The organism is Pseudomonas baetica (assembly GCF_051216495.1).
In the GTDB taxonomy this organism is placed as follows: domain Bacteria; phylum Pseudomonadota; class Gammaproteobacteria; order Pseudomonadales; family Pseudomonadaceae; genus Aquipseudomonas; species Aquipseudomonas baetica_B.
The window spans coordinates 1-21,861 of sequence record NZ_JBPKAM010000024.1 but is presented as its reverse complement, the minus strand read 5'-3'; the positions used below and the strand labels follow the sequence as shown (position 1 = coordinate 21,861).

The 21,861-nt window shown below is 60.1% G+C and carries 24 protein-coding genes and 1 riboswitch; of the genes, 19 read left to right on the top strand and 5 right to left on the bottom strand.

Features of this window, described 5'->3' with window-relative positions; all coding sequences use genetic code 11:
- The first annotated feature begins 172 nt into the window (after positions 1-172).
- The 3 genes from ACSFE6_RS11435 (at position 173) to ACSFE6_RS11425 (ending at position 2,195) form a co-directional block, all read left to right on the top strand.
- A complete protein-coding gene (locus tag ACSFE6_RS11435) occupies positions 173-820 on the top strand; it encodes a C40 family peptidase (RefSeq protein WP_435427693.1) in 648 nt (215 codons plus the stop codon).
- Positions 821-986: 166 nt separating this feature from the next.
- Positions 987-1,523 carry a C40 family peptidase gene (locus ACSFE6_RS11430; RefSeq protein WP_435427692.1) on the top strand — a complete coding sequence of 179 codons (537 nt, stop codon included), beginning with the start codon at positions 987-989 and terminating at the stop codon, positions 1,521-1,523.
- An 18-nt stretch (positions 1,524-1,541) separates the two neighbouring features.
- Complete coding sequence (locus ACSFE6_RS11425; protein ID WP_435427691.1) at positions 1,542-2,195, top strand: O-methyltransferase; 654 nt, start codon at positions 1,542-1,544, stop codon at positions 2,193-2,195.
- A 116-nt stretch (positions 2,196-2,311) separates the two neighbouring features.
- On the opposite strand, the gene ACSFE6_RS11420 is transcribed toward ACSFE6_RS11425, so the two are convergent.
- Positions 2,312-3,625: a PQQ-dependent sugar dehydrogenase gene (locus tag ACSFE6_RS11420; RefSeq protein ID WP_435427690.1), complete on the bottom strand. Its 1,314-nt coding sequence runs from the start codon at positions 3,623-3,625 to the stop codon at positions 2,312-2,314.
- Positions 3,626-3,693: 68 nt separating this feature from the next.
- Positions 3,694-4,278, bottom strand: a complete 585-nt coding sequence (locus ACSFE6_RS11415) for a hypothetical protein (protein ID WP_435427689.1) — start codon at positions 4,276-4,278, stop codon at positions 3,694-3,696.
- A 154-nt stretch (positions 4,279-4,432) separates the two neighbouring features.
- Positions 4,433-4,660, top strand: a riboswitch (cobalamin riboswitch).
- Between the two features lie 83 nt (positions 4,661-4,743).
- Here ACSFE6_RS11415 and cobO point away from each other — a divergent pair.
- From cobO to ACSFE6_RS11345, 14 genes are all read left to right on the top strand, one after another.
- Positions 4,744-5,355: a cob(I)yrinic acid a,c-diamide adenosyltransferase gene (gene cobO / locus ACSFE6_RS11410; RefSeq protein WP_435427688.1), complete on the top strand. Its 612-nt coding sequence runs from the start codon at positions 4,744-4,746 to the stop codon at positions 5,353-5,355.
- Positions 5,352-6,734: a cobyrinate a,c-diamide synthase gene (locus ACSFE6_RS11405; protein WP_435427687.1), complete on the top strand. Its 1,383-nt coding sequence runs from the start codon at positions 5,352-5,354 to the stop codon at positions 6,732-6,734. Before cobO ends, ACSFE6_RS11405 begins: the two co-directional genes overlap by 4 nt.
- On the top strand, positions 6,731-7,381 hold the full coding sequence (gene bluB, locus ACSFE6_RS11400; protein WP_435427686.1) for a 5,6-dimethylbenzimidazole synthase: 651 nt from the start codon (positions 6,731-6,733) through the stop codon (positions 7,379-7,381). The genes ACSFE6_RS11405 and bluB overlap by 4 nt, the downstream gene beginning before the upstream one ends.
- On the top strand, positions 7,378-8,286 hold the full coding sequence (gene cbiB, locus ACSFE6_RS11395; protein WP_435427685.1) for an adenosylcobinamide-phosphate synthase CbiB: 909 nt from the start codon (positions 7,378-7,380) through the stop codon (positions 8,284-8,286). Before bluB ends, cbiB begins: the two co-directional genes overlap by 4 nt.
- Positions 8,279-9,271: a threonine-phosphate decarboxylase CobD gene (cobD, locus tag ACSFE6_RS11390; RefSeq protein WP_435427684.1), complete on the top strand. Its 993-nt coding sequence runs from the start codon at positions 8,279-8,281 to the stop codon at positions 9,269-9,271. Before cbiB ends, cobD begins: the two co-directional genes overlap by 8 nt.
- Positions 9,268-10,719, top strand: a complete 1,452-nt coding sequence (locus tag ACSFE6_RS11385) for a cobyric acid synthase (RefSeq protein ID WP_435427683.1) — start codon at positions 9,268-9,270, stop codon at positions 10,717-10,719. Before cobD ends, ACSFE6_RS11385 begins: the two co-directional genes overlap by 4 nt.
- 146 nt (positions 10,720-10,865) lie before the next feature.
- Positions 10,866-11,387, top strand: coding sequence for a bifunctional adenosylcobinamide kinase/adenosylcobinamide-phosphate guanylyltransferase (cobU, locus tag ACSFE6_RS11380; RefSeq protein ID WP_435427682.1), 522 nt, complete (start codon positions 10,866-10,868; stop codon positions 11,385-11,387).
- On the top strand, positions 11,384-12,439 hold the full coding sequence (gene cobT / locus ACSFE6_RS11375) for a nicotinate-nucleotide--dimethylbenzimidazole phosphoribosyltransferase (protein ID WP_435427681.1): 1,056 nt from the start codon (positions 11,384-11,386) through the stop codon (positions 12,437-12,439). Before cobU ends, cobT begins: the two co-directional genes overlap by 4 nt.
- On the top strand, positions 12,436-13,011 hold the full coding sequence (gene cobC, locus ACSFE6_RS11370) for an alpha-ribazole phosphatase family protein (RefSeq protein WP_435427680.1): 576 nt from the start codon (positions 12,436-12,438) through the stop codon (positions 13,009-13,011). Before cobT ends, cobC begins: the two co-directional genes overlap by 4 nt.
- A 2-nt stretch (positions 13,012-13,013) precedes the next feature.
- A complete protein-coding gene (locus ACSFE6_RS11365) occupies positions 13,014-13,748 on the top strand; it encodes an adenosylcobinamide-GDP ribazoletransferase (RefSeq protein ID WP_435427679.1) in 735 nt (244 codons plus the stop codon).
- Positions 13,749-13,898: 150 nt separating this feature from the next.
- Positions 13,899-14,303 carry a MarR family winged helix-turn-helix transcriptional regulator gene (locus ACSFE6_RS11360; RefSeq protein WP_020800345.1) on the top strand — a complete coding sequence of 135 codons (405 nt, stop codon included), beginning with the start codon at positions 13,899-13,901 and terminating at the stop codon, positions 14,301-14,303.
- A 52-nt stretch (positions 14,304-14,355) separates the two neighbouring features.
- Complete coding sequence (locus tag ACSFE6_RS11355; protein ID WP_435427678.1) at positions 14,356-15,564, top strand: MFS transporter; 1,209 nt, start codon at positions 14,356-14,358, stop codon at positions 15,562-15,564.
- Entirely contained in the window at positions 15,561-15,683 is a 123-nt protein-coding gene (locus ACSFE6_RS11350) for a hypothetical protein (RefSeq protein ID WP_435427677.1), read from the top strand. The genes ACSFE6_RS11355 and ACSFE6_RS11350 overlap by 4 nt, the downstream gene beginning before the upstream one ends.
- Positions 15,684-15,759: 76 nt before the next feature.
- Complete coding sequence (locus ACSFE6_RS11345) at positions 15,760-16,326, top strand: glutathione peroxidase (RefSeq protein WP_435427676.1); 567 nt, start codon at positions 15,760-15,762, stop codon at positions 16,324-16,326.
- A gap of 195 nt (positions 16,327-16,521) precedes the next feature.
- Here the strand turns inward: ACSFE6_RS11345 and ACSFE6_RS11340 are convergent, their stop codons facing one another.
- From ACSFE6_RS11340 to ACSFE6_RS11330, 3 genes are all read right to left on the bottom strand, one after another.
- Positions 16,522-17,808 carry an OmpP1/FadL family transporter gene (locus ACSFE6_RS11340; protein WP_435427675.1) on the bottom strand — a complete coding sequence of 429 codons (1,287 nt, stop codon included), beginning with the start codon at positions 17,806-17,808 and terminating at the stop codon, positions 16,522-16,524.
- A 148-nt stretch (positions 17,809-17,956) separates the two neighbouring features.
- On the bottom strand, positions 17,957-18,439 hold the full coding sequence (locus ACSFE6_RS11335) for a hypothetical protein (RefSeq protein ID WP_435427674.1): 483 nt from the start codon (positions 18,437-18,439) through the stop codon (positions 17,957-17,959).
- 277 nt (positions 18,440-18,716) lie between these two features.
- Positions 18,717-18,941 (bottom strand): hypothetical protein, encoded by a 225-nt coding sequence (locus tag ACSFE6_RS11330; protein WP_003204606.1) that lies wholly within the window; start codon positions 18,939-18,941, stop codon positions 18,717-18,719.
- Positions 18,942-19,935: 994 nt separating this feature from the next.
- On the opposite strand from ACSFE6_RS11330, the gene ACSFE6_RS11325 reads away from it, so the two are divergent.
- Positions 19,936-20,259, top strand: a complete 324-nt coding sequence (locus ACSFE6_RS11325; RefSeq protein ID WP_435427673.1) for a sel1 repeat family protein — start codon at positions 19,936-19,938, stop codon at positions 20,257-20,259.
- 175 nt (positions 20,260-20,434) lie between these two features.
- Complete coding sequence (gene rmuC, locus ACSFE6_RS11320; protein WP_435427732.1) at positions 20,435-21,799, top strand: DNA recombination protein RmuC; 1,365 nt, start codon at positions 20,435-20,437, stop codon at positions 21,797-21,799.
- Positions 21,800-21,861: the final 62 nt, after the last annotated feature.

Below are 21,861 nucleotides of genomic sequence, written 5' to 3'. Positions count from 1 at the left end.
GAAAATGCGCTTTCCTGCAGGGCGCAGGCTGCGCAAATGTTCAAAATGGGCTTAAGCGCTTAGATGTCACCGGGAAACCGGGAAGTCACAAAAAGTTCGATTGAATTTGCAAATGAGTTTGATAGCGGGCATAGTCTCGGCTTCTTTACAACTATCAGACACGGTCGTGCCCATGCTAAAGCGCTTTGCACCCCTCGTGCCCCTCGCACTCGTTACCCTGTTGTTCGGTTGCGCTGCCCACACGCCTGTGGCTCAACAAGCACAACAACAGCAGGTTCAAAATTCTGCAACTGCCCAGTCTTCCGTTCGTTATCAAGACTCTCTTTACCAGGAAGAAGTGGCGACTGAAAAAGAACTGGCCGCCTTCGCCGACGGCAAGTCCTATCAGCTTCCGGCTCTGGCCGACAGCATCCTGGAACGCGGCATGTCCCTGATCGGTACCCGTTACCGTTTCGGCGGTACCTCTGAAGCCGGTTTCGATTGCAGTGGTTTCATCGGTTATCTGTTCCGTGAAGAAGCCGGCATGAACCTGCCTCGCTCCACTCGTGAAATGATCAACGTGGACGCGCCACTGGTTTCCCGCAGCAAGCTGCAGCCGGGCGACCTGCTGTTCTTCGCCACCAATGGCCGTCGCGGTCGCGTCAGTCATGCCGGGATCTACCTGGGTGACAACCAGTTCATCCATTCCAGCAGCCGCAAAAGCGGTGGCGTGCGGATCGACAACCTGGGCGACAGCTACTGGAGCAAGACTTTCATCGAAGCCAAGCGCGCCTTGGCTATGGCGCCTGGTGCAAGCCCGATCGTCACTGCACGCAAGTAAGCGGACAGTTAGTAAGGCCAACTTAAAGTCTTACTTGAAGTTTGCCGCATAAGCGCTAGAATCTGATTCATGAATGATGGCAAACCGCCTGCGTGCTGCGCAGGCGGTTTTCTTTTCTGCGTCCCTTGCAGAAAAAACGCCGCAGCCAGATCAGGATGTTCTGCTTATGACGACGTCGGCCCGCCTCACAATCTTGCTCCTCGCCGCGCTGCTCAGTGCTTGCGCCAGTCGTACGCCACCGCCAGCACCGGTGATTCGCCCTCCTATCGTGTTCGGTCCGTCCCAGGCGTTCTCGCCTGAAGCGGAAGACGTGCTGTTTCGTGCGCTGGGCCTGGTGGGCACGCCTTATCGCTGGGGCGGCAACACACCGGATTCCGGTTTCGATTGCAGTGGGCTGATCGGTTATGTGTACCGTGATGTCACGGGCATTTCCTTGCCGCGCACCACGCGTGAAATGATCACCATGCAGGCAGCTAATGTCGGCAAGGAAGGGCTGCAAACAGGAGACCTGGTCTTCTTCGCCACCAATGGCGGTTCCCAGGTCAGTCACGCCGGCATCTACGTCGGTGAAGGCCGCTTCGTCCATGCGCCTGCCACGGGTGGCACCGTGAAGCTCGACAGCTTGTCCAAGGCGTATTGGCAGAAGGCCTATCTGAGCGCCAAGCGCGTCCTGCAACCGGAGCACCTGGCGCGCAATCCGTAATCGCCGGAGGTCGTGGTCATGACCGCTCGTACGCTCAATCTCGATGATTCGCTCTATCAGTACCTGCTCGACGTTTCCCTGCGCGAAACGCCGCTGCTCAAGCGCCTGCGCGACGAAACCCAGGCGCTACCCATGGCGCGCTGGCAGGTGGCACCTGAGCAGGGGCAATTTCTTGCTCTGCTGGTGAAACTCACGGGCGCCAAACGTCTGCTGGAAGTCGGCACCTTCACCGGTTACAGCGCCCTGTGCATGGCGGCGCAATTGCCGGAAGACGGTTCGCTGATCTGTTGTGACATCCCGGGCGATTACAACGCCACTGCGCGTCGTTACTGGCAGGAAGCGGGGCTTGCCGAGCGCATCGATCTGCGCTTGGCGCCTGCACTGGAAACCTTGAGCAAACTGGACCAGCCAGGCCAATTCGATCTGGTTTTCATTGATGCCGACAAGGCCAATTATCCAGCCTATCTTGAGCATGCGTTGCGCCTGCTGCGTGTCGGTGGCCTGGCGGTGTTCGATAACACCCTGTGGAGCGGGCGGGTGCTTGAGGGCAATCCCGAGAGTGCAGATACCCGGGCGATCCAGGCGCTCAATCGTGCCTTGAAAGATGACGTACGGGTGGATCTGTCCTTGTTGCCGTTGGGGGATGGGCTCACGCTCTGCCGTAAACGCTGATCTGTTGATCTCTTGTGGGAGCGAGCCTGCTCGCGAAGGCGGTAGTGCAGGCAACATTGATACTGAATGTGCTGGCCTGTTCGCGAGCAGGCTCGCTCCCACAGTGTTGGGTGTCGTTATTTAACCGCAGACACCCGCCACACCTTGTTCCCCACATCATCCGCCACCAGCAAGCCACCTTGCTGATCAATTACCACGCCCACCGGCCGGCCCATGGCTTGCTCCTCGTTATTGAGAAAACCGGAGAGCACATCGACTGGCTGCCCATTGGGTTTGCCGGCGCTGAAAGGCACGAAAATCACTTTATAGCCACTGTGCGGCTTGCGGTTCCATGAGCCGTGCTGGCCGATAAAGGCGCCTTCCCTGAATTGCGCGGGCAGCCTGTTGCCTTCGGCAAACGTCAGGCCCAGCGATGCCGTGTGCGGGCCGACCGCATAGTCGGGCTTAATGGCCTTGGCCACCAGTTCAGGGTTTTGCGGTTCGACGCGAATATCGATGTGCTGGCCGTAATAGCTGTAGGGCCAGCCATAGAATCCGCCGTCCTTCACGGAGGTGATGTAGTCCGGCACCAGGTCGCTGCCGATTTCATCCCGCTCATTGACCGCCGTCCACAGGGCGCCGCTCGAGGGCTCCCAGGCCAGGCCGTTAGGGTTGCGAATCCCAGAGGCAAAGATCCGGTGATTACCGGTGGCGCGGTCCACTTCCCAGATCGCTGCGCGTCCTTCTTCCTGGTCCATGCCGTTTTCGCCGACGTTGCTGTTCGAGCCGACGGTAACGTACAGCTTGCTGCCGTCCTTGCTGGCGATGACATTTTTCGTCCAATGGTGATTTAGCGTGCCGCCTGGCAAATCGACCACTTTGATCGGCGGCGACTTGATCGCCGTGACGCCGTTTTCATAGTGAAAGCGCAGCAGGCGATCAGTGTCGGCGACGTACAGGTCGTTGCCCACCAGCGTCATGCCGAAAGGCGAGTTGAGATTTTCCAGAAACACGGTGCGGGTTTCGGCGATGCCGTCGTGGTCTTTGTCCCGCAGCAGCGTGATGCGGTTTGGACTCGGCACGCCAGCCCCGGCGCGGCCCATGACTTTTTTCATGACCCAGCCGCGAATGCCTTTGCCGTCGTCCGGTTTGGGCGGTGCATTGGTTTCGGCGACCAGTACGTCGCCATTGGGCAGTACGTAAAGCCAGCGCGGGTGATCGAGGCCTTCGGCGAATGTGGCCACTTGCGTACCGGCAGCCGCGACGGGTTTTGCGCCGCTCGGCCAGCCGATGGCCGGCGCAATGTTCACTGTCGGGACCAGCGTCTTGTTCGGTTCCGGCAATTTGGGTGATGGGCCGGTGCCGTCGGAAACTTGCAGGCTGGAGGTTTCACCGCAGGCGGCGACCCCTCCGGCGAGGGCAATGACGAGAAAGAGCTGGGGCTTGCGCATGCTGATCTTCCCTATGAATGCAGTGACCTGATCAGTAGAGAAGCACAGGCGCGCGATGGTTCAACCGGTCAACCGTGCGCCTCCTTGAGCAGCATGGCGATGCCGGGATGATACTGGCCCGCTTCGTTGTGCAACTTGCGATAGGCGTAGGGGAAATACCAGGCCACGGCGCAGGTGTGCTCTTTTTGCAGGTCGTCGACCATGTCCTGCAATTCTTCTGGTGTGGCACCGTGCTGGGTCTTTTGCGGGGCAACGAACAGGCAGCCGAGTTTCAGGTCACTGGCGTAGCTGATCTGCCTGGCGCTGCTGGTGATGTCCTGCAGGGCCTGAGTCAGATTCAGTTGGTTGACCCGTGGCCAGCGTTGCGTGGCTTGCAACCAGGCTCGTGCTTCGGGGGTGGCGATGAACAGGTCGGCGCGGCCGTTGCGCTGGCCTTCTTCGATCTGTTTGCGGGTGGGCGATTGTTCCAGGGTGATGATCTCGGCCATCCACGCGGCAGCGCTGAGCAGGCCGAGGTTGGCTTTTTCGTCGAGCCAGTAAGGTGTTTCACTGTCGCCACGTATGGCGTTGTAGCGATCGATACAGTCAAACCAGCGCTCCAGCACCGGGCGCAGGAATTCCAGCTTCGGATTGCTGATGATCATGCCTTGCATGGGGCTCACCCTTGTTATTGTGGTGTGGGGTTGTGGCTATTTGATATCACTGCTGGCAGTGTGGCACAAGATTGACGTCAGAATATTGAGCATCAGTCGATATTCCCGGATCAGGTTCCCGGCTTTAATTGACGCTCCATCCCCAACCCTCTAACCTTCGCGGCTTGTTTCAGGTGCTCTGTGACTTGGGTCGACAGAGTGAAACAGGGAAGCCGGTGAGTGGTCTGTTCGACGCATGAACGCTTACGATCCCGGCGCTGCCCCCGCAACGGTAAATGAGTAAAAACTGCGCTTGTGCCACTGTGTCAAAGACATGGGAAGGCGCGCAGTCTGGCCAACGCCGCTCATGAGTCCGGAGACCGGCCTGATCCATCCAAGCGGCATCACGGTGGGCGATGCCAGGCTTCTTGCCGTCTATTCTTGTGCCTGCCCGCCGTTATTCCTGTCTCAACGGAGAGCTTCCCCATGACCGATACCCCTGATCGTGACGAACGTCATCTGGCACGCATGCAGCGCAAAAAGGCCGTGATCGACGAACGCATCGCCAATTCCCCGAACGAGTGCGGATTGCTGCTGGTGCTGACCGGCAACGGCAAGGGCAAGAGCAGCTCGGCGTTCGGCATGCTGGCCCGGTCGATGGGCCATGGCATGCAGTGCGGCGTGGTGCAGTTCATCAAGGGCCGCAACAGCACCGGTGAGGAGTTGTTCTTTCGGCGTTTTCCCGAGCAAGTGCGCTTTCATGTGATGGGTGAGGGCTTTACCTGGGAAACCCAGGACCGTCAGCGAGACATCGCCGCTGCTGAAGCGGCCTGGGCGGTTTCGCAGGAACTGCTGCGCGACCCGTCCATCGGCCTGGTGGTGCTGGATGAGTTGAACATCGCCCTCAAGCACGGCTATCTCGATCTCGATCAGGTACTCAGCGATTTGCAGGCACGACCGCCGATGCAACACGTGGTCGTCACCGGTCGCGGTGCCAAGCCGGAGATGATCGAACTGGCCGACACCGTCACCGAGATGGGCATGATCAAACACGCCTTCCAGGCTGGAATCAAAGCGCAAAAAGGCGTCGAGCTGTGAATCAACCCCGTCACTGCCCTGCGGTACTGATTGCCGCGCCGGCCTCCGGTCAGGGCAAGACTACCGTCACCGCCGCGCTGGCCCGTTTGCATCGCAACCAGGGGCGCAAGGTGCGCGTGTTCAAATGCGGCCCCGACTTTCTCGACCCGATGGTTCTCGAGCGTGCCAGCGGCGCGCCGGTGTATCAGCTGGACATGTGGATGGTGGGCGAGCAGGAAAGCCGTCGCTTGTTGTGGGAAGCCGCCGGTGAGGCGGACCTGATTCTGATCGAAGGCGTGATGGGATTGTTCGACGGCACGCCGTCCAGCGCGGATCTGGCGCGGCACTTCGGTGTGCCCGTTCTGGGCGTGATCGATGGTACGGCCATGGCCCAGACCTTCGGTGCACTGGCGCTGGGGTTGGCGCGCTATCAACCGGACTTGCCCTTTGCCGGCGTCCTGGCCAACCGCGTCGGCACCTTGCGCCACGCCCAATTGCTCGAAGGTAGCCTGACCGAAGGCCTGCGTTGGTACGGCGCGCTGTCCCGGGAAACCGGTATCGAATTGCCGAGCCGACACCTTGGTCTGGTGCAGGCCAGCGAGTTGAACGACCTTGATGTGCGTCTCGACGCGGCGGCCGATGCCTTGGCCAGCAGTTGCGAAGTCGCGCTGCCGCCAGCGGTGGAGTTCGCTGCGCCGGATGTGATTGCCGTCGAACCACTGTTGGCGGGCGTGCGCATTGCCGTGGCCCGGGACGAAGCGTTTGCATTCACCTATGGCGCCAGCCTGGATATGCTCCGGGCGATGGGGGCCGAGTTGTCGTTCTTTTCGCCGATCCGTGATCGTGTGTTGCCAGAGGCCGACAGCCTGTACCTGCCGGGTGGATATCCGGAGTTGCATCACGTGGCGCTGTCGCAGAACACTTCAATGCTCGAAGCCATTCGCGCGCACCATGCCGCTGGCAAGCCGTTGCTGGCTGAGTGTGGCGGCATGCTGTATTTGCTCGATTCGTTGACCGATGTGGAAGGCACCCGCACTGAGCTGGTCGGTTTGCTGAGCGGTGATGCAGTGATGCAAAAGCGCCTCGCCGCACTGGCCTTGCAGGCGGTCGAATTACCGGAAGGTTCGCTGCGTGGTCACACCTATCACCACTCGCTGACCACCACTGGACTGACACCGATTGCCCGCGGCTTGAGTCCCAACGGCGGACGCGGGGCGGAAGCGGTTTATCGTGAGGGGCGAATGACCGCCTCTTATGTGCACTTTTATTTTCCGTCCAATCCGTCGGCGGTTGCCGCGCTGTTTGCGCCTGACCGTAGGGACGCCTTCGCGAGCAGGCTCGCTCCCACCGTTGATCACCTAAACCCTGTGGGAGCGAGCCTGCTCGCGAAGCGGCCATGACCAACAACGCATTCAGTCCGGCCGAACGCGAAGCGGTCTACCGAGCCATCGCCGAACGCCGCGACATGCGCCACTTCATTGGCGGCACGGTCGAACCCGAACTGCTGCGTCGCCTGCTCGAAGCCGCGCACCAGGCACCCAGTGTCGGCCTGATGCAGCCCTGGCGATTCATCCGCGTCAGCGACCGCGCGCTGCGCGGCAAGATCCAGGTACTGGTTGAAGAAGAACGCATCCGTACCGCCGAGGCCCTCGGCGAGCGCACCGACGAATTCATGCAACTCAAAGTCGAAGGCATCAACGATTGCGCTGAGGTGTTGGTGGCTGCGCTGATGGATGATCGTGAGCGGCATATCTTCGGTCGACGCACCTTGCCGGAAATGGACATGGCCTCGTTGTCCTGCGCGATCCAGAACCTGTGGCTGGCGTCCCGCGCCGAAGGGTTGGGTATGGGCTGGGTTTCCCTGTTCGAGCCACAAGCCCTGGCGGATTTGCTGGGCTTGCCGTCCGGTGCCAAACCATTGGCCATTTTGTGCCTGGGACCGGTCAAGGAATTTTATCCAGCGCCGATGCTGGTGCTCGAAGGCTGGGCGCAAGAGCGTCCGCTCAGTGAACTGTTATACGAGAATTTTTGGGGAGTGCGTCCATGAGTGTGGCGTTGTTGAGTGTCGCCGCCGTTGGGATGGATGCGCTGCTGGGTGAACCCAAACGCTGGCATCCGCTGGTGGCGTTCGGCCGATTTGCCGACCGCATCGAGCAACGTTTCAACGGCGGTGGTCGCGGTTGGCGCAGCCATGGCGTCACTGCATGGCTAATCGCCGTGTTACCGCTGACGTTGCTGGCTACGGCATTTTCCTGGGCGCCTTATATCGGCTGGGTTGTCGAGATTCTCGCCCTGTATTGCGCCCTCGGCATGCGCAGCCTCGGCGAACATGTCGAACCCGTCGCCAAGGCCCTGCGCAGCGATGATCTGGAAGAGGCGCGCAGGCGCGTCAGTTACCTGGTCAGCCGTAAAACCAGTGAACTGGACAAAACCGAAGTCGCCCGAGCCGCCACCGAATCGGTGCTGGAAAACGGCAGCGACGCGGTGTTCGCTGCCTTGTTCTGGTTTGCCGTGGCCGGTGCACCGGGTGTGGTGCTCTACCGGTTGAGCAATACCCTGGATGCCATGTGGGGCTATCGAAACGAACGCTTCGAGCGTTTCGGCTGGGCCGCGGCGAAGATCGATGATGTGCTTAATTACATTCCGGCGCGGCTGGTGGCGTTGACCTACGCGTTGTTGGGCAAAACCCGGCTGGCGTTGACATGTTGGCGTACCCAGGGCCCGACCTGGGACAGCCCGAATGCCGGTCCGGTGATGGCGGCGGGGGCCGGTGCCTTGGGCGTCGAGTTGGGCGGGCCGGCGATTTATCACGGTCAATTGCATGAGCGTCCGCGACTGGGAGAGGGTGTTCCAGCAGACGCCGACTCCATCGACCGCGGCTGGCAATTGGTCCAGCGCGGGGTATGGTTATGGCTGCTGATTCTCTGCGTGGGGGCTGAATTTTATGCTTGAACACGGTGGACGGTTGCGCAAGGCGGCGCACGACTACGGCATTGAGGAAGCCGATTGGCTGGACCTGTCCAGCGGCCTCGCGCCCTGGCCATTCCCGGTTCCGGACATCCCGTTGCGAGCCTGGGCACGGTTGCCGGAATCCGATGACGGGCTGGAGCAGGCCGCCTGTGATTACTACGGCACCCTGCACGCGTTGCCGGTGGCCGGTTCGCAAATGGCCATCCAGTTGCTGCCGCGATTGCGGCGGGCAGGCAAGGTCGGCGTGCTGTCGCCGTGTTACGCCGAACACGCCGAAGCCTGGCGTCGCAATGGCTACATCGTGCGTGAAGTGCTGGAGCAGGAAGTCGACTTCTTCGTCGACAGCCTTGATGTGCTGGTGGTGGTCAATCCGAACAATCCCACTGGCTTGAGCCTGACCCCGAGCCGATTGCTCGACTGGCATTCGCGATTGGCGCAGCGCGGTGGCTGGCTGGTGGTGGACGAAGCGTTCATGGATAACACACCGCACTTGAGCGTGGCGCCGTTTGCCCACCAGGTCGGATTGATCGTGCTGCGATCATTCGGCAAGTTTTTTGGCTTGGCCGGGGTGCGCCTGGGGTTTGTCCTGGCTGAGCGCAAGCTGCTCAAATTGCTCGCCGAACAGGTCGGCCCGTGGGCCGTGAGCGGCCCGACCCGGGTGCTGGGCCAGGCTTGCCTGCGCGATACCGAGGGCCATGCGCGACAACGAGGGCGCGCCGAAGGAGCCAGCGAACGCTTGGCATCCTTGCTGGAGCACTACGGCTTCAAACCCCAGGGCGGTTGTGCCTTGTTCCAATGGCTGATCACCGAACGCGCCGAAGAGTTGCATGAGTTCATGGCCCGGCGCGGCATTCTGCTGCGGTTGTTCACGGCGAACAGCAGCCTGCGTTTTGGCCTGCCGGCCGATGAGGCTGATTGGGCGCGTCTCGCCGCTGCATTTGAAGATTTTGCCAAGGAAAACCAATGACCACGCTGATGGTGCAGGGCACCACGTCCGACGCCGGCAAAAGCACACTGGTGACAGCGCTGTGCCGCTGGGCCACGCGCCAGGGCGTGTGTGTCGTGCCGTTCAAGCCGCAAAACATGGCGCTCAACAGCGCCGTGACAGCCGACGGTGGCGAGATCGGTCGCGCGCAGGCGGTGCAGGCCCAGGCCGCCTTTCTCGAACCGCACACCGACATGAACCCGGTGCTGCTCAAGCCCAACAGCGACACCGGCGCCCAGGTGATCATCCATGGCCGCGCGGTCACGACGATGAACGCCGTGGCTTATCACGACTACAAATCCATCGCCATGCAAGCAGTGCTGGCCTCCCATGCGCGATTGAGCGCGGCCTATCCGCTGGTGATGGTTGAAGGTGCCGGTTCTCCGGCCGAGATCAATCTGCGCGCCGGTGACATTGCCAACATGGGCTTCGCCGAAGCGGTGGATTGCCCGGTGGTACTGATCGCTGATATCAACCGTGGCGGCGTGTTCGCGCATCTGGTGGGGACGCTGGAGTTGCTGTCGCCGAGCGAGCAGGCAAGGGTCAAGGGTTTCATCATCAACCGTTTTCGCGGCGATATCGCTTTGCTGCAACCGGGCCTGGACTGGTTGGAACAGCGCACCGGCAAACCGGTGATCGGCGTGTTGCCGTACGTGATGGATCTGCACCTGGAAGCCGAGGACGGCATCGATCAGCGCCAGACCGACAAGGCCGAACAGGTGCTGAAAGTGGTGGTACCGGTGTTGCCGCGTATCAGCAACCACACCGATTTCGATCCGCTGCGCCTGCATCCGCAGGTGGACTTGCAGTTCCTCGGCCCCGGCCAGGCGATCCCGCCGGCCGATCTGATCATTCTTCCGGGCTCGAAAAGCGTACGCAGCGATCTGGCGTACCTGCGGGCCAACGGTTGGGACACCTCGATCTCCCGTCATCTGCGCTATGGAGGGAAGTTGCTGGGCATCTGCGGCGGCCTGCAGATGCTCGGTGAGAAGGTGCATGATCCACTGGGCCTGGAAGGCACGCCCGGTTCCAGCGCCGGTTTGGGCTTGTTGGCGTTTGAAACGCAACTGGAGGCAGAGAAGCAGTTGCGCAATGTGCGTGGGCGGCTGGTGCTTGAGAATGCTGAAGTCAGCGGCTATGAAATCCATGCTGGCGTTACCACAGGATCGGCGCTGGAAAACGCGGCGGTGCAGCTCGATGACGGTCGTTGCGACGGTGCGCAAAGTGTCGATGGGCAAATTTTAGGCACCTACCTGCATGGTCTGTTCGAATCGCCGGCGGCCTGCAGTGCGCTGTTGCGTTGGGCGGGTTTGCAGGCTGTGCAGGATGTCGATTACCACGGGTTGCGCGAACGGGATATCGAGCGGTTGGCGGATCTGGTGGAGAAGCACCTCGATACCGGCCGGTTGCGCGAGCTCTGTGGGATTTGAGGTGTGCTTGAGGGCGTCTTCGCGAGCAGGCTCGCTCCCACAGGATTTGCTGTGAGCAAAAATCTGTGAGCACCCTCAATCCTTGTGGGAGCGGGCTTGCCCGCGATGGGGCCGGCAGCATCACCAAAGAATTAAAGGAATGAACCATGTTGCAACTGATCCTCGGTGGCGCCCGCTCCGGCAAAAGTCGCCTGGCTGAAAAGCTGGCAATAGAGAGCCAGATACCGGTGACCTACATCGCCACCAGCCAACCCGTGGATGGCGAAATGAACGACCGGGTCGCCCATCACCGCGCCCGCCGTCCGACCGAATGGGCGCTGATCGAAGAACCTCTGGAACTGGCCCGCGTGCTGCGCGAAAACGCTCGCGCCGATCATTGCCTGTTGGTGGACTGCCTGACCCTGTGGCTGACCAATTTGCTGATGCTTGAGAATGCCGGGCGTCTGAACGCCGAGCGTGATGCCCTGCTGGAGTGCGTGGCGTCGTTGCCGGGTGAAATCATTTTTGTCAGCAACGAGACCGGAATGGGGGTCGTGCCGCTGGGCGAATTGACTCGCCGTTATGTCGATGAAGCCGGTTGGCTGCATCAAGCTTTGGCCGAGCGTTGTCAGCGAGTCGTCCTGACCGTCGCCGGCCTGCCCCTGACTTTGAAAGGAACTGCGTTATGACCCCATCCTGGTGGCTGAACCCGTGCAAAGCGATCGACACCCAAGCGGTCGAGCAGGCGCTAGCCCGCCAACAGCAATTGACCAAACCGGCCGGTTCCCTCGGTCAACTGGAGTCAGTGGCGGTGCGACTGGCGGGCATGCAGGGACAGGTCAAGCCGCGCATCGAGCAGGTCGCGATCGCTATTTTCGCCGGTGACCACGGCGTCGTGGCCGAAGGGGTGTCGGCTTTTCCTCAGGAAGTCACCGGGCAAATGCTGCACAACTTCGTCAACGGCGGCGCAGCGATCAGCGTTCTGGCGCGGCAGTTGGGGGCCACTCTGGACGTGGTGGACCTCGGCACGGTGACACCGTCGCTGAGTTTGCCGGGCGTCCGTCACCTGAATATCGGCCCCGGCACGGCGAATTTCGTGCAGCAACCGGCGATGACCGTGGCTCAAGGCGAACGTTCGCTGCAAGCCGGGCGTGACAGCGTATTGCGCGCGAAAGCGGCGGGTGCGCAGTTGTTCATCGGTGGCGAAATGGGCATCGGCAACACCACCGCCGCCAGTGCACTGGCCTGTGCCTTGCTGGATTGCCCGGTGGCGCACCTGACCGGCCCGGGCACGGGGTTGAATGCGGCGGGCGTCAGCCACAAGGCCGAGGTGATCGAGCGTGCCTTGGTCGTGCACGGGGCTCAGCGCGGCGATGCGTTGCACACCCTGTTCAATCTTGGCGGTTTTGAGATCGCAGCCTTGGCCGGCGCTTATCTGGCGTGCGCCCAGGAAGGCGTTGCGGTGCTGGTGGACGGTTTCATCTGCAGCGTCGCAGCGTTGGTGGCGGTGCGCCTGAACCCGGAATGCCGGCCGTGGTTGTTGTTTGGCCATCGTGGCGCGGAGCCGGGGCATCGGCATGTGCTGGAATCCCTGAACGCTGAGCCACTGCTTGATCTCGGTTTGCGTCTGGGTGAGGGCAGCGGTGCTGCGCTGGCGGTGCCGCTGCTGCGTCTGGCCTGCGATCTGCACGGGCAGATGGCGACGTTCGCCGAAGCCGCGGTTGCGGATCGTCCGGCATGACCTTGCGTCTGGATCTGTTGCGTCATGGTGAAACCGAACTCGGCGGCGGCTTGCGTGGCAGTCTCGACGATGCGCTGACCGAAAAGGGCTGGCAGCAGATGCGCGCGGCGGTGATGGGCCAGGGGCCGTGGGATCGTTTGATCAGCTCGCCGTTGCAACGTTGTGCGCGGTTTGCCGAGGAGCTTGCGGCGCAATCGGGCTTGCCGGTGTCCTTTGATCAAAACCTGCAGGAATTGCATTTCGGTGCGTGGGAAGGGCAGAGCGCTGCGGCGTTGATGGAAACCGATGCCGAGGGTTTGGGATTGTTTTGGGCCGACCCTTATTCATTTACCCCGCCTCAGGGTGAACCGGTGGCCGAATTCTCGGAGCGGGTACTGTCAGCGATTGTACGTTTGCACGCTGCGCATGCCGGCGAGCGCGTGTTGCTGATCAGCCATGGCGGGGTCATGCGTTTGTTGCTGGCTCAGGCGCGGGGTCTGCCCCGTGAGCAGTTGCTCAATGTCGACGTGGGTCATGGTGCGCTGTTTTCGTTATCGGTTGAGTCCGATGGCGTATTAAGGGAAGTGCTCTGACCATGTTGCCGTTCTGGATCGCCCTGCAATTTCTGAGCAGCCTGCCGATTCGTCTGCAGGGCATGCCGACCCCGCAAGCGCTGGGGCGCTCGCTGCTGTTTTATCCACTGGTGGGGTTGTTCTTCGGCGCGATTCTGTGGGCGGTGAACTGGCTGTTGGCGGGAACACCCTTGTTGTTGCATGCAGCGGTGCTGCTGTCGGCGTGGGTGTTGCTCAGTGGTGCATTGCACCTGGATGGTCTGGCTGACAGCGCCGATGCCTGGCTCGGCGGATTTGGTGACCGCGAACGTACGCTGACCATCATGAAAGACCCGCGCAGTGGGCCGATTGCGGTGGTGACCCTGGTGTTGGTGCTGTTGCTGAAGTTCACCGCGTTGCTGGCGTTGATCGAGCAGCAGCATGCCGTGGTGCTGATCATTGTTCCCTTGATCGGCCGCAGTGCGTTGCTGGGGTTATTTCTGACGACGCCCTATGTGCGTGCTGGTGGACTGGGCCAGGCGCTGGCCGATCATCTTCCGCGATTGGCGGGTAAGCAGGTGTTGGCGGTCAGTGCGCTGGCTTGTGTGCTGGTTGCAGGGCCCAGTGGTGTTTTTGCCGTGGTGTTGGCGGCCCTGGTGTTTGTCTGGCTCAGGCAAGTGATGCTGCGACGGTTGGGTGGCACGACCGGCGATACGGCGGGGGCGTTGCTGGAGCTATTAGAGATGGTGGTGCTAGTAGGTTTGGCGCTGTCCCTGTAGGAGCGAGCTCGCTCGCGATGGTCGTCAACGATAACTCGCCCAGTCTGAATGGGCGCGGTGCCCAGGCATTCATCGCGAGCAAGCTCGCTCCTACAGAGGTTCGTGTAACATAAATTTGCAATCATCTAACCACGGGTATATACACGCACCATGCTCGAATCCCAATGTTTATGTATCAACCTGCGTCGCGCCGCCCGTGGCGTCAGCAGGCATTACGACGGCGCTCTCGATGGCTTCGGGATCAACGTCGCGCAGTATTCTTTACTGTGCAACCTGCAGCGCCTGGATCAACCGAGTATCTCCACCCTGGCCGAGGCCATGGGGCTGGATCGCAGCACCTTGGGGCGCAATCTTCGGGTGCTGGAGGGCGACGGCCTGGTGACGCTGGTGGAAGGCGAGGACATGCGCAATCGCATCGTTCTGCTGACCGAAGCCGGAGCCGAGCGCCTGAAAGCAGCCTTGCCGGCCTGGGAGGCGGCGCAACAGCGATTGGTTGATCGCTTGGGCGCGGAAAAGCGTGAAACGTTGTTGAAGTTGCTGGACGAACTGGCGTGATGCCGGTTTGTTCGATCTTAAGCGGGTATATACCCGCGACCGGAGAACAAGAATGACATCGATGTGGCGTACGTGCGGTTGGGTGCTGTTGGGGAGTGCGCTGATTCTGGCACTGTCCCTGGGAGTGCGACACGGCTTCGGACTGTTCCTGGCACCCATGAGTGCCGAGTTTGGCTGGGGGCGTGAAGTCTTTGCTTTCGCCATCGCCCTGCAAAACCTGATCTGGGGCTTGGCGCAACCCTTTACCGGTGCATTGGCCGACCGTTTCGGCGCGGCGAAAGTGGTGCTCATCGGTGGCGTTCTGTACGCCCTGGGCCTCATTTTCATGGGCATGTCGGATTCAGCGGTGACCCTGTCCCTGAGTGCCGGCCTGTTGATCGGCATTGGTCTGTCCGGCACGTCGTTCTCGGTGATTCTCGGCGTGGTCGGTCGAGCGGTGCCACCGGAAAAGCGCAGCATGGGCATGGGGATTGCCAGCGCCGCCGGTTCGTTCGGCCAGTTCGCCATGCTACCCGGCACGTTGGGGTTGATCGGCTGGCTCGGTTGGTCCGCGGCCTTGCTGGCGCTGGGGCTGCTGGTCGCGCTGATCGTGCCGCTGGTGAGCATGCTCAAGGACAAACCCTTGCCTGTGCTGGGGCAAGAACAAACCTTGTCCGAAGCCCTGCGCGAGGCCTGTTCCCATTCCGGATTCTGGCTGTTGGCGTTCGGTTTTTTTGTCTGTGGTTTTCAGGTGGTGTTCATCGGCGTGCACTTGCCGGCCTACCTGGTGGATCAACACCTGCCGGCCACCGTCGGCACCACGGTGTTGGCGCTGATCGGCCTGTTCAATATCTTCGGCACATACACCGCCGGCTGGCTGGGAGGGCGCATGTCCAAGCCACGCTTGCTCACGGGGCTGTACTTGTTGCGGGCGGTGGTGATTGCGTTGTTTCTGTGGGCACCCGTGACCACGACGACCGCGTATCTGTTCGGCATGGCCATGGGCTTCCTGTGGCTATCGACGGTGCCCTTGACCAACGGCACTGTCGCCACCTTGTTCGGCGTGCGAAATCTGTCCATGCTCGGTGGGATTGTCTTCTTGTTCCACCAGCTCGGCTCGTTCCTCGGCGGCTGGTTGGGCGGGGTAGTGTACGATCGAACCGGGAGTTATGACTTGATCTGGCAGGTCGCGATTCTCTTGAGCCTGATGGCCGCCGCCCTGAACTGGCCGGTGCGTGAACGGCCGGTGGCACGCCTGCAAACGCAAATGAGCGCGACATGAACCGTCTGTGGCCACGAATCACTCTATTTACGGTCTGTGCCTTGCTGCTGGCCCTGGCGTGGTGGGGCTGGCATCAAGGCGGGCTGGCGTTGATGCAGCTGGGCATGGGGGCGTGCTAGACCGAGGCTTGCCGTCAGGAGGCATGGGCGAGTAACTTCACTTCCTGACAATTCCTCACAAGAAGGAAGCACTGACATGCTGATGCGTTGGTTTGCAGTTCCCGCGTTACTGGTAGCGTTGACCGGATTGGCTCAAGCGGCGGAGTGCCCGGCGCTGCTGCAAGGCTCATTGCCCAAGTTGCGCGCCAATGAATCCATCGATTTGTGCCAACGCTTTGCCGGCAAGCCGCTGGTAGTGGTCAATACCGCCAGCTTCTGTGGCTTCGCGCCGCAATTCAAAAGCCTCGAGGCGTTGAATCAACGCTACAAGGATCAGGGGCTGGAGGTGATCGGCGTGCCTTCCAATGACTTCAAGCAGGAGTCCAAGGATGGCGCGGAGACAGCCAAGGTGTGTTACGTCAATTACGGCGTGACCTTCACCATGACCGAACCGCAGAAAGTCCGTGGCGACGATGCCACGAACCTGTTCAAGGTCCTTGCCAAGCAGAGCAGTGCGCCGAAGTGGAATTTCTACAAGTACGTGGTCGATCGCCAAGGCAAGGTGATCGCCAATTTCTCCAGCCTGACCAAGCCAGACGATCCCGACTTCATTGCTGCTGTGGAGAAAGCCCTGGCGTCGCCGCCGTTAGCCTCCTCACCATGATCTGAAGCCGCTTGAATCCCCTGTAGGAGCGAGCTCGCGATGGGCGCCCAGACAACGCGGGCATTCAGGCTGCCCGCGTCATCGTTAACGACCATCGCGAGCAAGCTCGCTCCTACAAAAAAGCCCCGCGCTCTGCAGAGGAGCGCGGGGCTTTTTTGATTCAGGCGGCGAGCGGTTCAGGCTCGCCGGGAATCATCAGAAGCGGTAGGTTGCACCGACTCCGAAACCGTTCGCACTGTTTTCGTACTTGGCGTTGTAGGACTGACCCAAGGCGTTAGAGCGGTTGACCGTGACATCTTCTTCCTTGAGGTAGGAGTAAGCCACATCAATGGTCCAGTCGTCGGTTGGGCTGAAGCCGGCACCGATGCTGAAAATTGTCCGGTCGCCGGTAGGAATACGTGGCGAACGATCAGTGTTGTTGGTGGGCGACTGGTCAAAGGTGAGACCGGTACGCAGTACCCACTGCTTGTTCAACTGGTAGGAGGTACCCACGGCGTAAGCCCAGGTGTCGTGCCAGTTCTGGTCTTCCTTGATGGTGCCAACAATTTGTGGGGCGAGGGCACCACCGCTGAGCGGGGTTACGCCTTCGTTGTTGACCGTGATGTCTTTCAGGCGGCTCCAGCGAGTCCAGGAAGCGCCGGCATACATCTTCCAGGCATCATTCAGATCTTGAGTCACGGAAAGGTCCCAGGACTCAGGTGTTTCGATCTTCAGCGAGGCATCGTAACGGGCGGATCTGAGTAGCTGAGGTGGCACGTTAGTTCCGGCAGAAACTTCGGTGTGGCCCTCGAGCTTGTATTTCACTTTCGAGTGATAGGTCAGGCCCACGCGAGTGGTGTCGGTGGCTTGCACCAAGACGCCGGCGTTAAAGCCCCAGGCCGTATCGTCGCCCTTGATCTGGATATTGTTGTCGCCAGTCCCGCGGACAGGGAGAGCAATGTCCGATTCCAGGGTGCCGGAAATCCGGTTGAAGGTAGGGCCAAAACCGATCGATACCTTATCGTTGAAGGCATAGCTGATGGTTGGCTGGAACGTGATGACTTTGACTTCGCTCTTGCTGCCGAAAGCGCGGCCCTGATAGCCGTTTTCGTAGTCGGTGATCAGCCCGAATGGAGCGTAGACGCCCAAACCAACAGCCCATTCATCGTTGAGTTTGTTTGTGTAGAAACCCATCGGTACGGATGTAAATGGAACCATGTCGCCTTTGTTGGTTCCGCTTGAACGACCGCTGGTATCGCTGATATCGGACGAGGCGTCGATCGCCGCCATGCCGCCGGTGATTTGCTGACCATTGAGGCGGGCCATGCCGGCAGGGTTGCCGTAAATAGTGGATGCGTCGTCGGCAGAAGAAGATCGCCCGGCAAAACCTGTCCCCATCCCGCTGATGCTTTGTTCGTTGAGGGCAAAGCCACTTGCGAAGATCTGGGTGGATGCCATGGCAACGGCGAGGCTAATGGTGGTTTTGAGCATTACTTTTTTCATTATTAGAACTCCTGGTGATCACCGGGGCGAAAATTACCAACATTTTCGCCCCAGCGCTATAGGCTGTATCGCTTGATTTAGAGCGGTTTTGTAGGACAATCCGACCAGATTCGCGACCTGTTGTGCGATCTTTGGATCCAAGCGGAGGTCAGCAGGCTACCTGATTCAGCGGTGAAACACAGGTTTGCCAGGCGTAGGTGAAGTCTCTTAGGCGACCCTGGGGTTGAAAGGTCTGGCGCCAGATTCTGGCCATGCCCATCAGGTCGTCGGCTTCGGGGAGGGGAGTGTTCTGTTCTTCGACCAGCAGCCAGGCGATGGCAGTGGCGTAACGCAGGTTAACGGTCAATTCCAGGTGCGGGCCGCTAAGAAAGGCATGCTGGCTGGCCAGGCCGCGGACCAGGCTGGCGCGTTCGGGGTCGAGTGCCAGGTAGTGGTCCCAGAGTGCTTGATGGCGGGGTTCGGCGATTCGGTACAGGCCGTGTCCACGGCGGTCGTGCAGGGCGGAACCAAGGGCTGACTGGCTGGCGGCAATGCCTAGCAGCAGGGATTCGGCGGTGGCGCTATGGCGTCCAAGGTAAATCAACGTCGGGCGAATCACATAACGGCACAGTTCGCTGGCAGCGATACCCATAAAGCCCTCGAAACACGAAATGGTCGGCGAAGCCTGAAGGTTAGCGTTGGCAGCGGGTGAATCGACTCAGGCTCGCCGGAAGCGGCTCAGACCGCTTGAGTTGAAGTGTAGTGTCATATTCGCCGCGTAAAGGCCTGTTTTTAAAATATTTCCAGCTTCCAGTTATAACCGTTATATCGGTTGGTGCTTAACCGAGGCGCAGGCATTGGGAAATTTTGGGCAACAAAAAGCCCCGCTTTTTGAGCGGGGCCTTTGGTGTTTCAGCCTTGCTGGCGTCTCAGGCAACCAGTGCCTGACGGGTACGCTCGATCACGGCCTGCAGCGGTTCAGCGCTGGAGTATTGATCGGGGTACAGGCGTTCGCTGTGACGGGCGATGCCGTGTTCGTTGACCAGGGTGAAGCTGAAGCAGCCTTTGCGAGCGGCCATGATCAGGCAGTTCATCGGTGCAAAAGCGTTGGTTAGGGTGCGAATGGCATCCTGTGCATGGATTTGAGTAGACATAGTCATGGTGTTCCTACAAGCGACACGGATAAGAGCCGTGCAAAATAAAAACGTTCCAGTAACGACGACCACCATTGGTCGAACGACGAACCCGACTGGAACAAAGCAGCCAGTTTGAAGCGCTGAAAATTGGCGCGCTTGGGCTGGCAGGTAGGTACTTAGGAGGGCAGGCAACACATCGAGGGCAAAGGTTCTGGGCCCGGGGTGAAGATCCTGATCAATTTGCAGGTTGGTTCGGTCAGAGTAAGCGAGCTTTGCAACACCCTTTGTTTTCAATTCAAAGGCCGTGTTGACGCCGGATTTACCTGGAAACCATCGAGGTGGTCGATCTCGCTTGTTCGGTGAAAGGCTTCCGTCGGGAAGGCTGACCGGGGAGATTTGTTCGACCGGAATTGATTTTCAGCTTGGTACTAACGGCGCGGATACTAACGGATTGAATTGATGAAGGGAAGTGTGTTAGCCAAAAAAAGGTCGCTCGTGCCATTTCCAGCGGTGCGAAGTGGTTTTACCAGGAACACGGGTTTTAGATACGCCCGGTAATGGCTCGCAATCCGACAAGCGGTAGGGGGATTCGACCAGTGGGGAGCAGTCAGGAATGCGGGTTTGAGCGGGGTTATCCCCAGGTTTGGCGAAAAAGCGCGCCGAAAAAGGGCAGTGATATAACCGTCACGAAGGTACTTGTGCACATTAATCGCGCAGTCTGTAACCCCTCTGTCATCTAGCCTTCAAGTGCAGTGGGTGCCTGTAACCAAAATTTAAGTCAATGAAAAACATCGCTTTTTTTTACTGGTGAAAAAATCGTCAGTTTGAGCGCAGGCCCCGTTCCACAGGGCTTTGCGGGGTTTGAGGGGCGGTTGTCCACTGAGTTATCCACAGCTTCTGTGGATTGTCCCGAGCGCTTGCTCTAGGACGGGCGTGCCGGGATTTTTTTCACCTTTACCTGTAAGAAAAAAAGAGTAGAGTGGCGCGCCTTCCGATCTGCCCACAGTGTTTTATGAAGTTTCGTACACCATCCGACTCCTCCACTTCCAAAACGTCCCCTGTTGCCTCGCCCAAGCGCTTTTCAATGCGGGTGGCTGAATGGCTGCTGGACAGCCCGCGTCTGGGCGAGAACACGAACGTTAAACATATCGCCGGACGACTGCTCAAGCAGCCGGCCCGTGAAGGGATCGTGGAAGCGCAAAGTCGTCTCGGCCAGTTGATGTGCCGCGAATGCGGGAATGCCAGGGACCGTCGGATCGGCCAGGATCTCTTGCGGCAGGCCGCACGGGCAGGGGACCGGCGCGCACAACAGGAATTGGGTCTGATCGAAGACTGAGCTGTCCAAGACCTGACGCCTTGGTTAACCTTCGAGCTTTATTTCAATGGCAGGAATGGCTATGGCTATGGACTTGACCAGCGCATTGCTCGGTCTGGCGGGCGCTGCTCTGCCATTACTGGTATTGGCCTGGCAACTTCAACGCAAGGCAAGCACGGCCCAAGCTGAAGTGGCGCTGCTGGAAGAGCGCTTGGCCACGGCGCATCTGGCGCAGGATGGTTTGAACGCACAACTCGAAGCCTGTCGCGATGAAATCGCCGATCTCGGTCAGATCAATGCTGCCCGCCAAGCTGATCTGGCTGCGGTACGCCGCGAAGTCGAGTTGCTGCAAATCGAACGGGACGATGCCCGCGACGCCTCCCATGCCTGGAATCTCGAGCGCGCCGGCAAGGATGCCGAATTACGTCGCCTGGACGCCCAGGCCGCTTCGCTCAACGCGGAGCTGCGTGAGCAGCAGGAAAGCCATCAGCAACGCCTCAACGACCTGCAAGGCTCACGGGATGAGCTGCGTGCGCAGTTCGCTGAACTGGCAGGGAAAATTTTCGATGAGCGCGAACAGCGTTTTGCCGAAACCAGTCAGCAGCGCCTGGGACAATTGCTCGATCCTTTGAAAGAGCGCATCCAGTCTTTCGAAAAGCGCGTAGAAGAGAGTTATCAGGCCGAAGCCCGGGAGCGCTTTTCGCTGGCCAAGGAGCTGGAGCGCTTGCAGCAACTCAATTTGCGCCTGAGCGATGAAGCCACCAACCTGACCCGTGCCTTGAAGGGGCAGAAAACCCAGGGAAATTGGGGCGAACTGATTCTTGAACGTGTGCTTGAGCATGCCGGGCTGGAGAAGGGGCGCGAGTATCAAACCCAGGTCAATCTCAAAGGCCCGGACGGCGAGCGTTTCCAGCCGGACGTGATCATCTACCTGCCTGGCGACAAGCAGGTGGTGGTCGACTCCAAGGTCAGTCTTACCGCCTATCAGCAGTACGTGGCGGCTGAAGACGAAGGCATCCGTCAGATCGCCATCAAGCAGCACGTACTGTCCTTGCGTAGTCACGTCAAAGGCTTGGCCGGCAAGGATTACAAGCGGCTCGATGGCTTGCACAGCCTGGATTTCGTCCTGCTGTTCGTGCCGATCGAAGCGGCGTTTTCCGCCGCGTTGCAGGCCGAACCGACGCTGTTCCAGGAGGCGTTCGATCGCAACATCGTAATCGTCAGCCCGACCACCTTGCTGGCTACCCTGCGGGTTATCGATAGCCTGTGGAAACAGGAGCGGCAAAGCCAGAACGCCCGGGAAATCGCGGAGCGGGCCGGTTGGCTGTACGACAAGTTCGTGTTGTTCATTCAGGATCTGGATGAAGTCGGCAATCGCTTGCAGCAACTGGATAAGGCCTACAGCGCAGCGCGCAATAAGCTGACAGAAGGGCGGGGAAATCTGGTCAGCCGTAGTGAACAGCTGAAACTGCTCGGCGCGAGGGCAAGCAAAAGCCTGCCGGCAGACCTGCTGGAGCGGGCGATGACCGATGTCGATGGATTGGTCGAATTGCCGGAATAGCCAAAAGCTTCGCGAGCAGGCTCGCTCCCACAAGGGAATGCGATCAACTGTGGGAGCGAGCC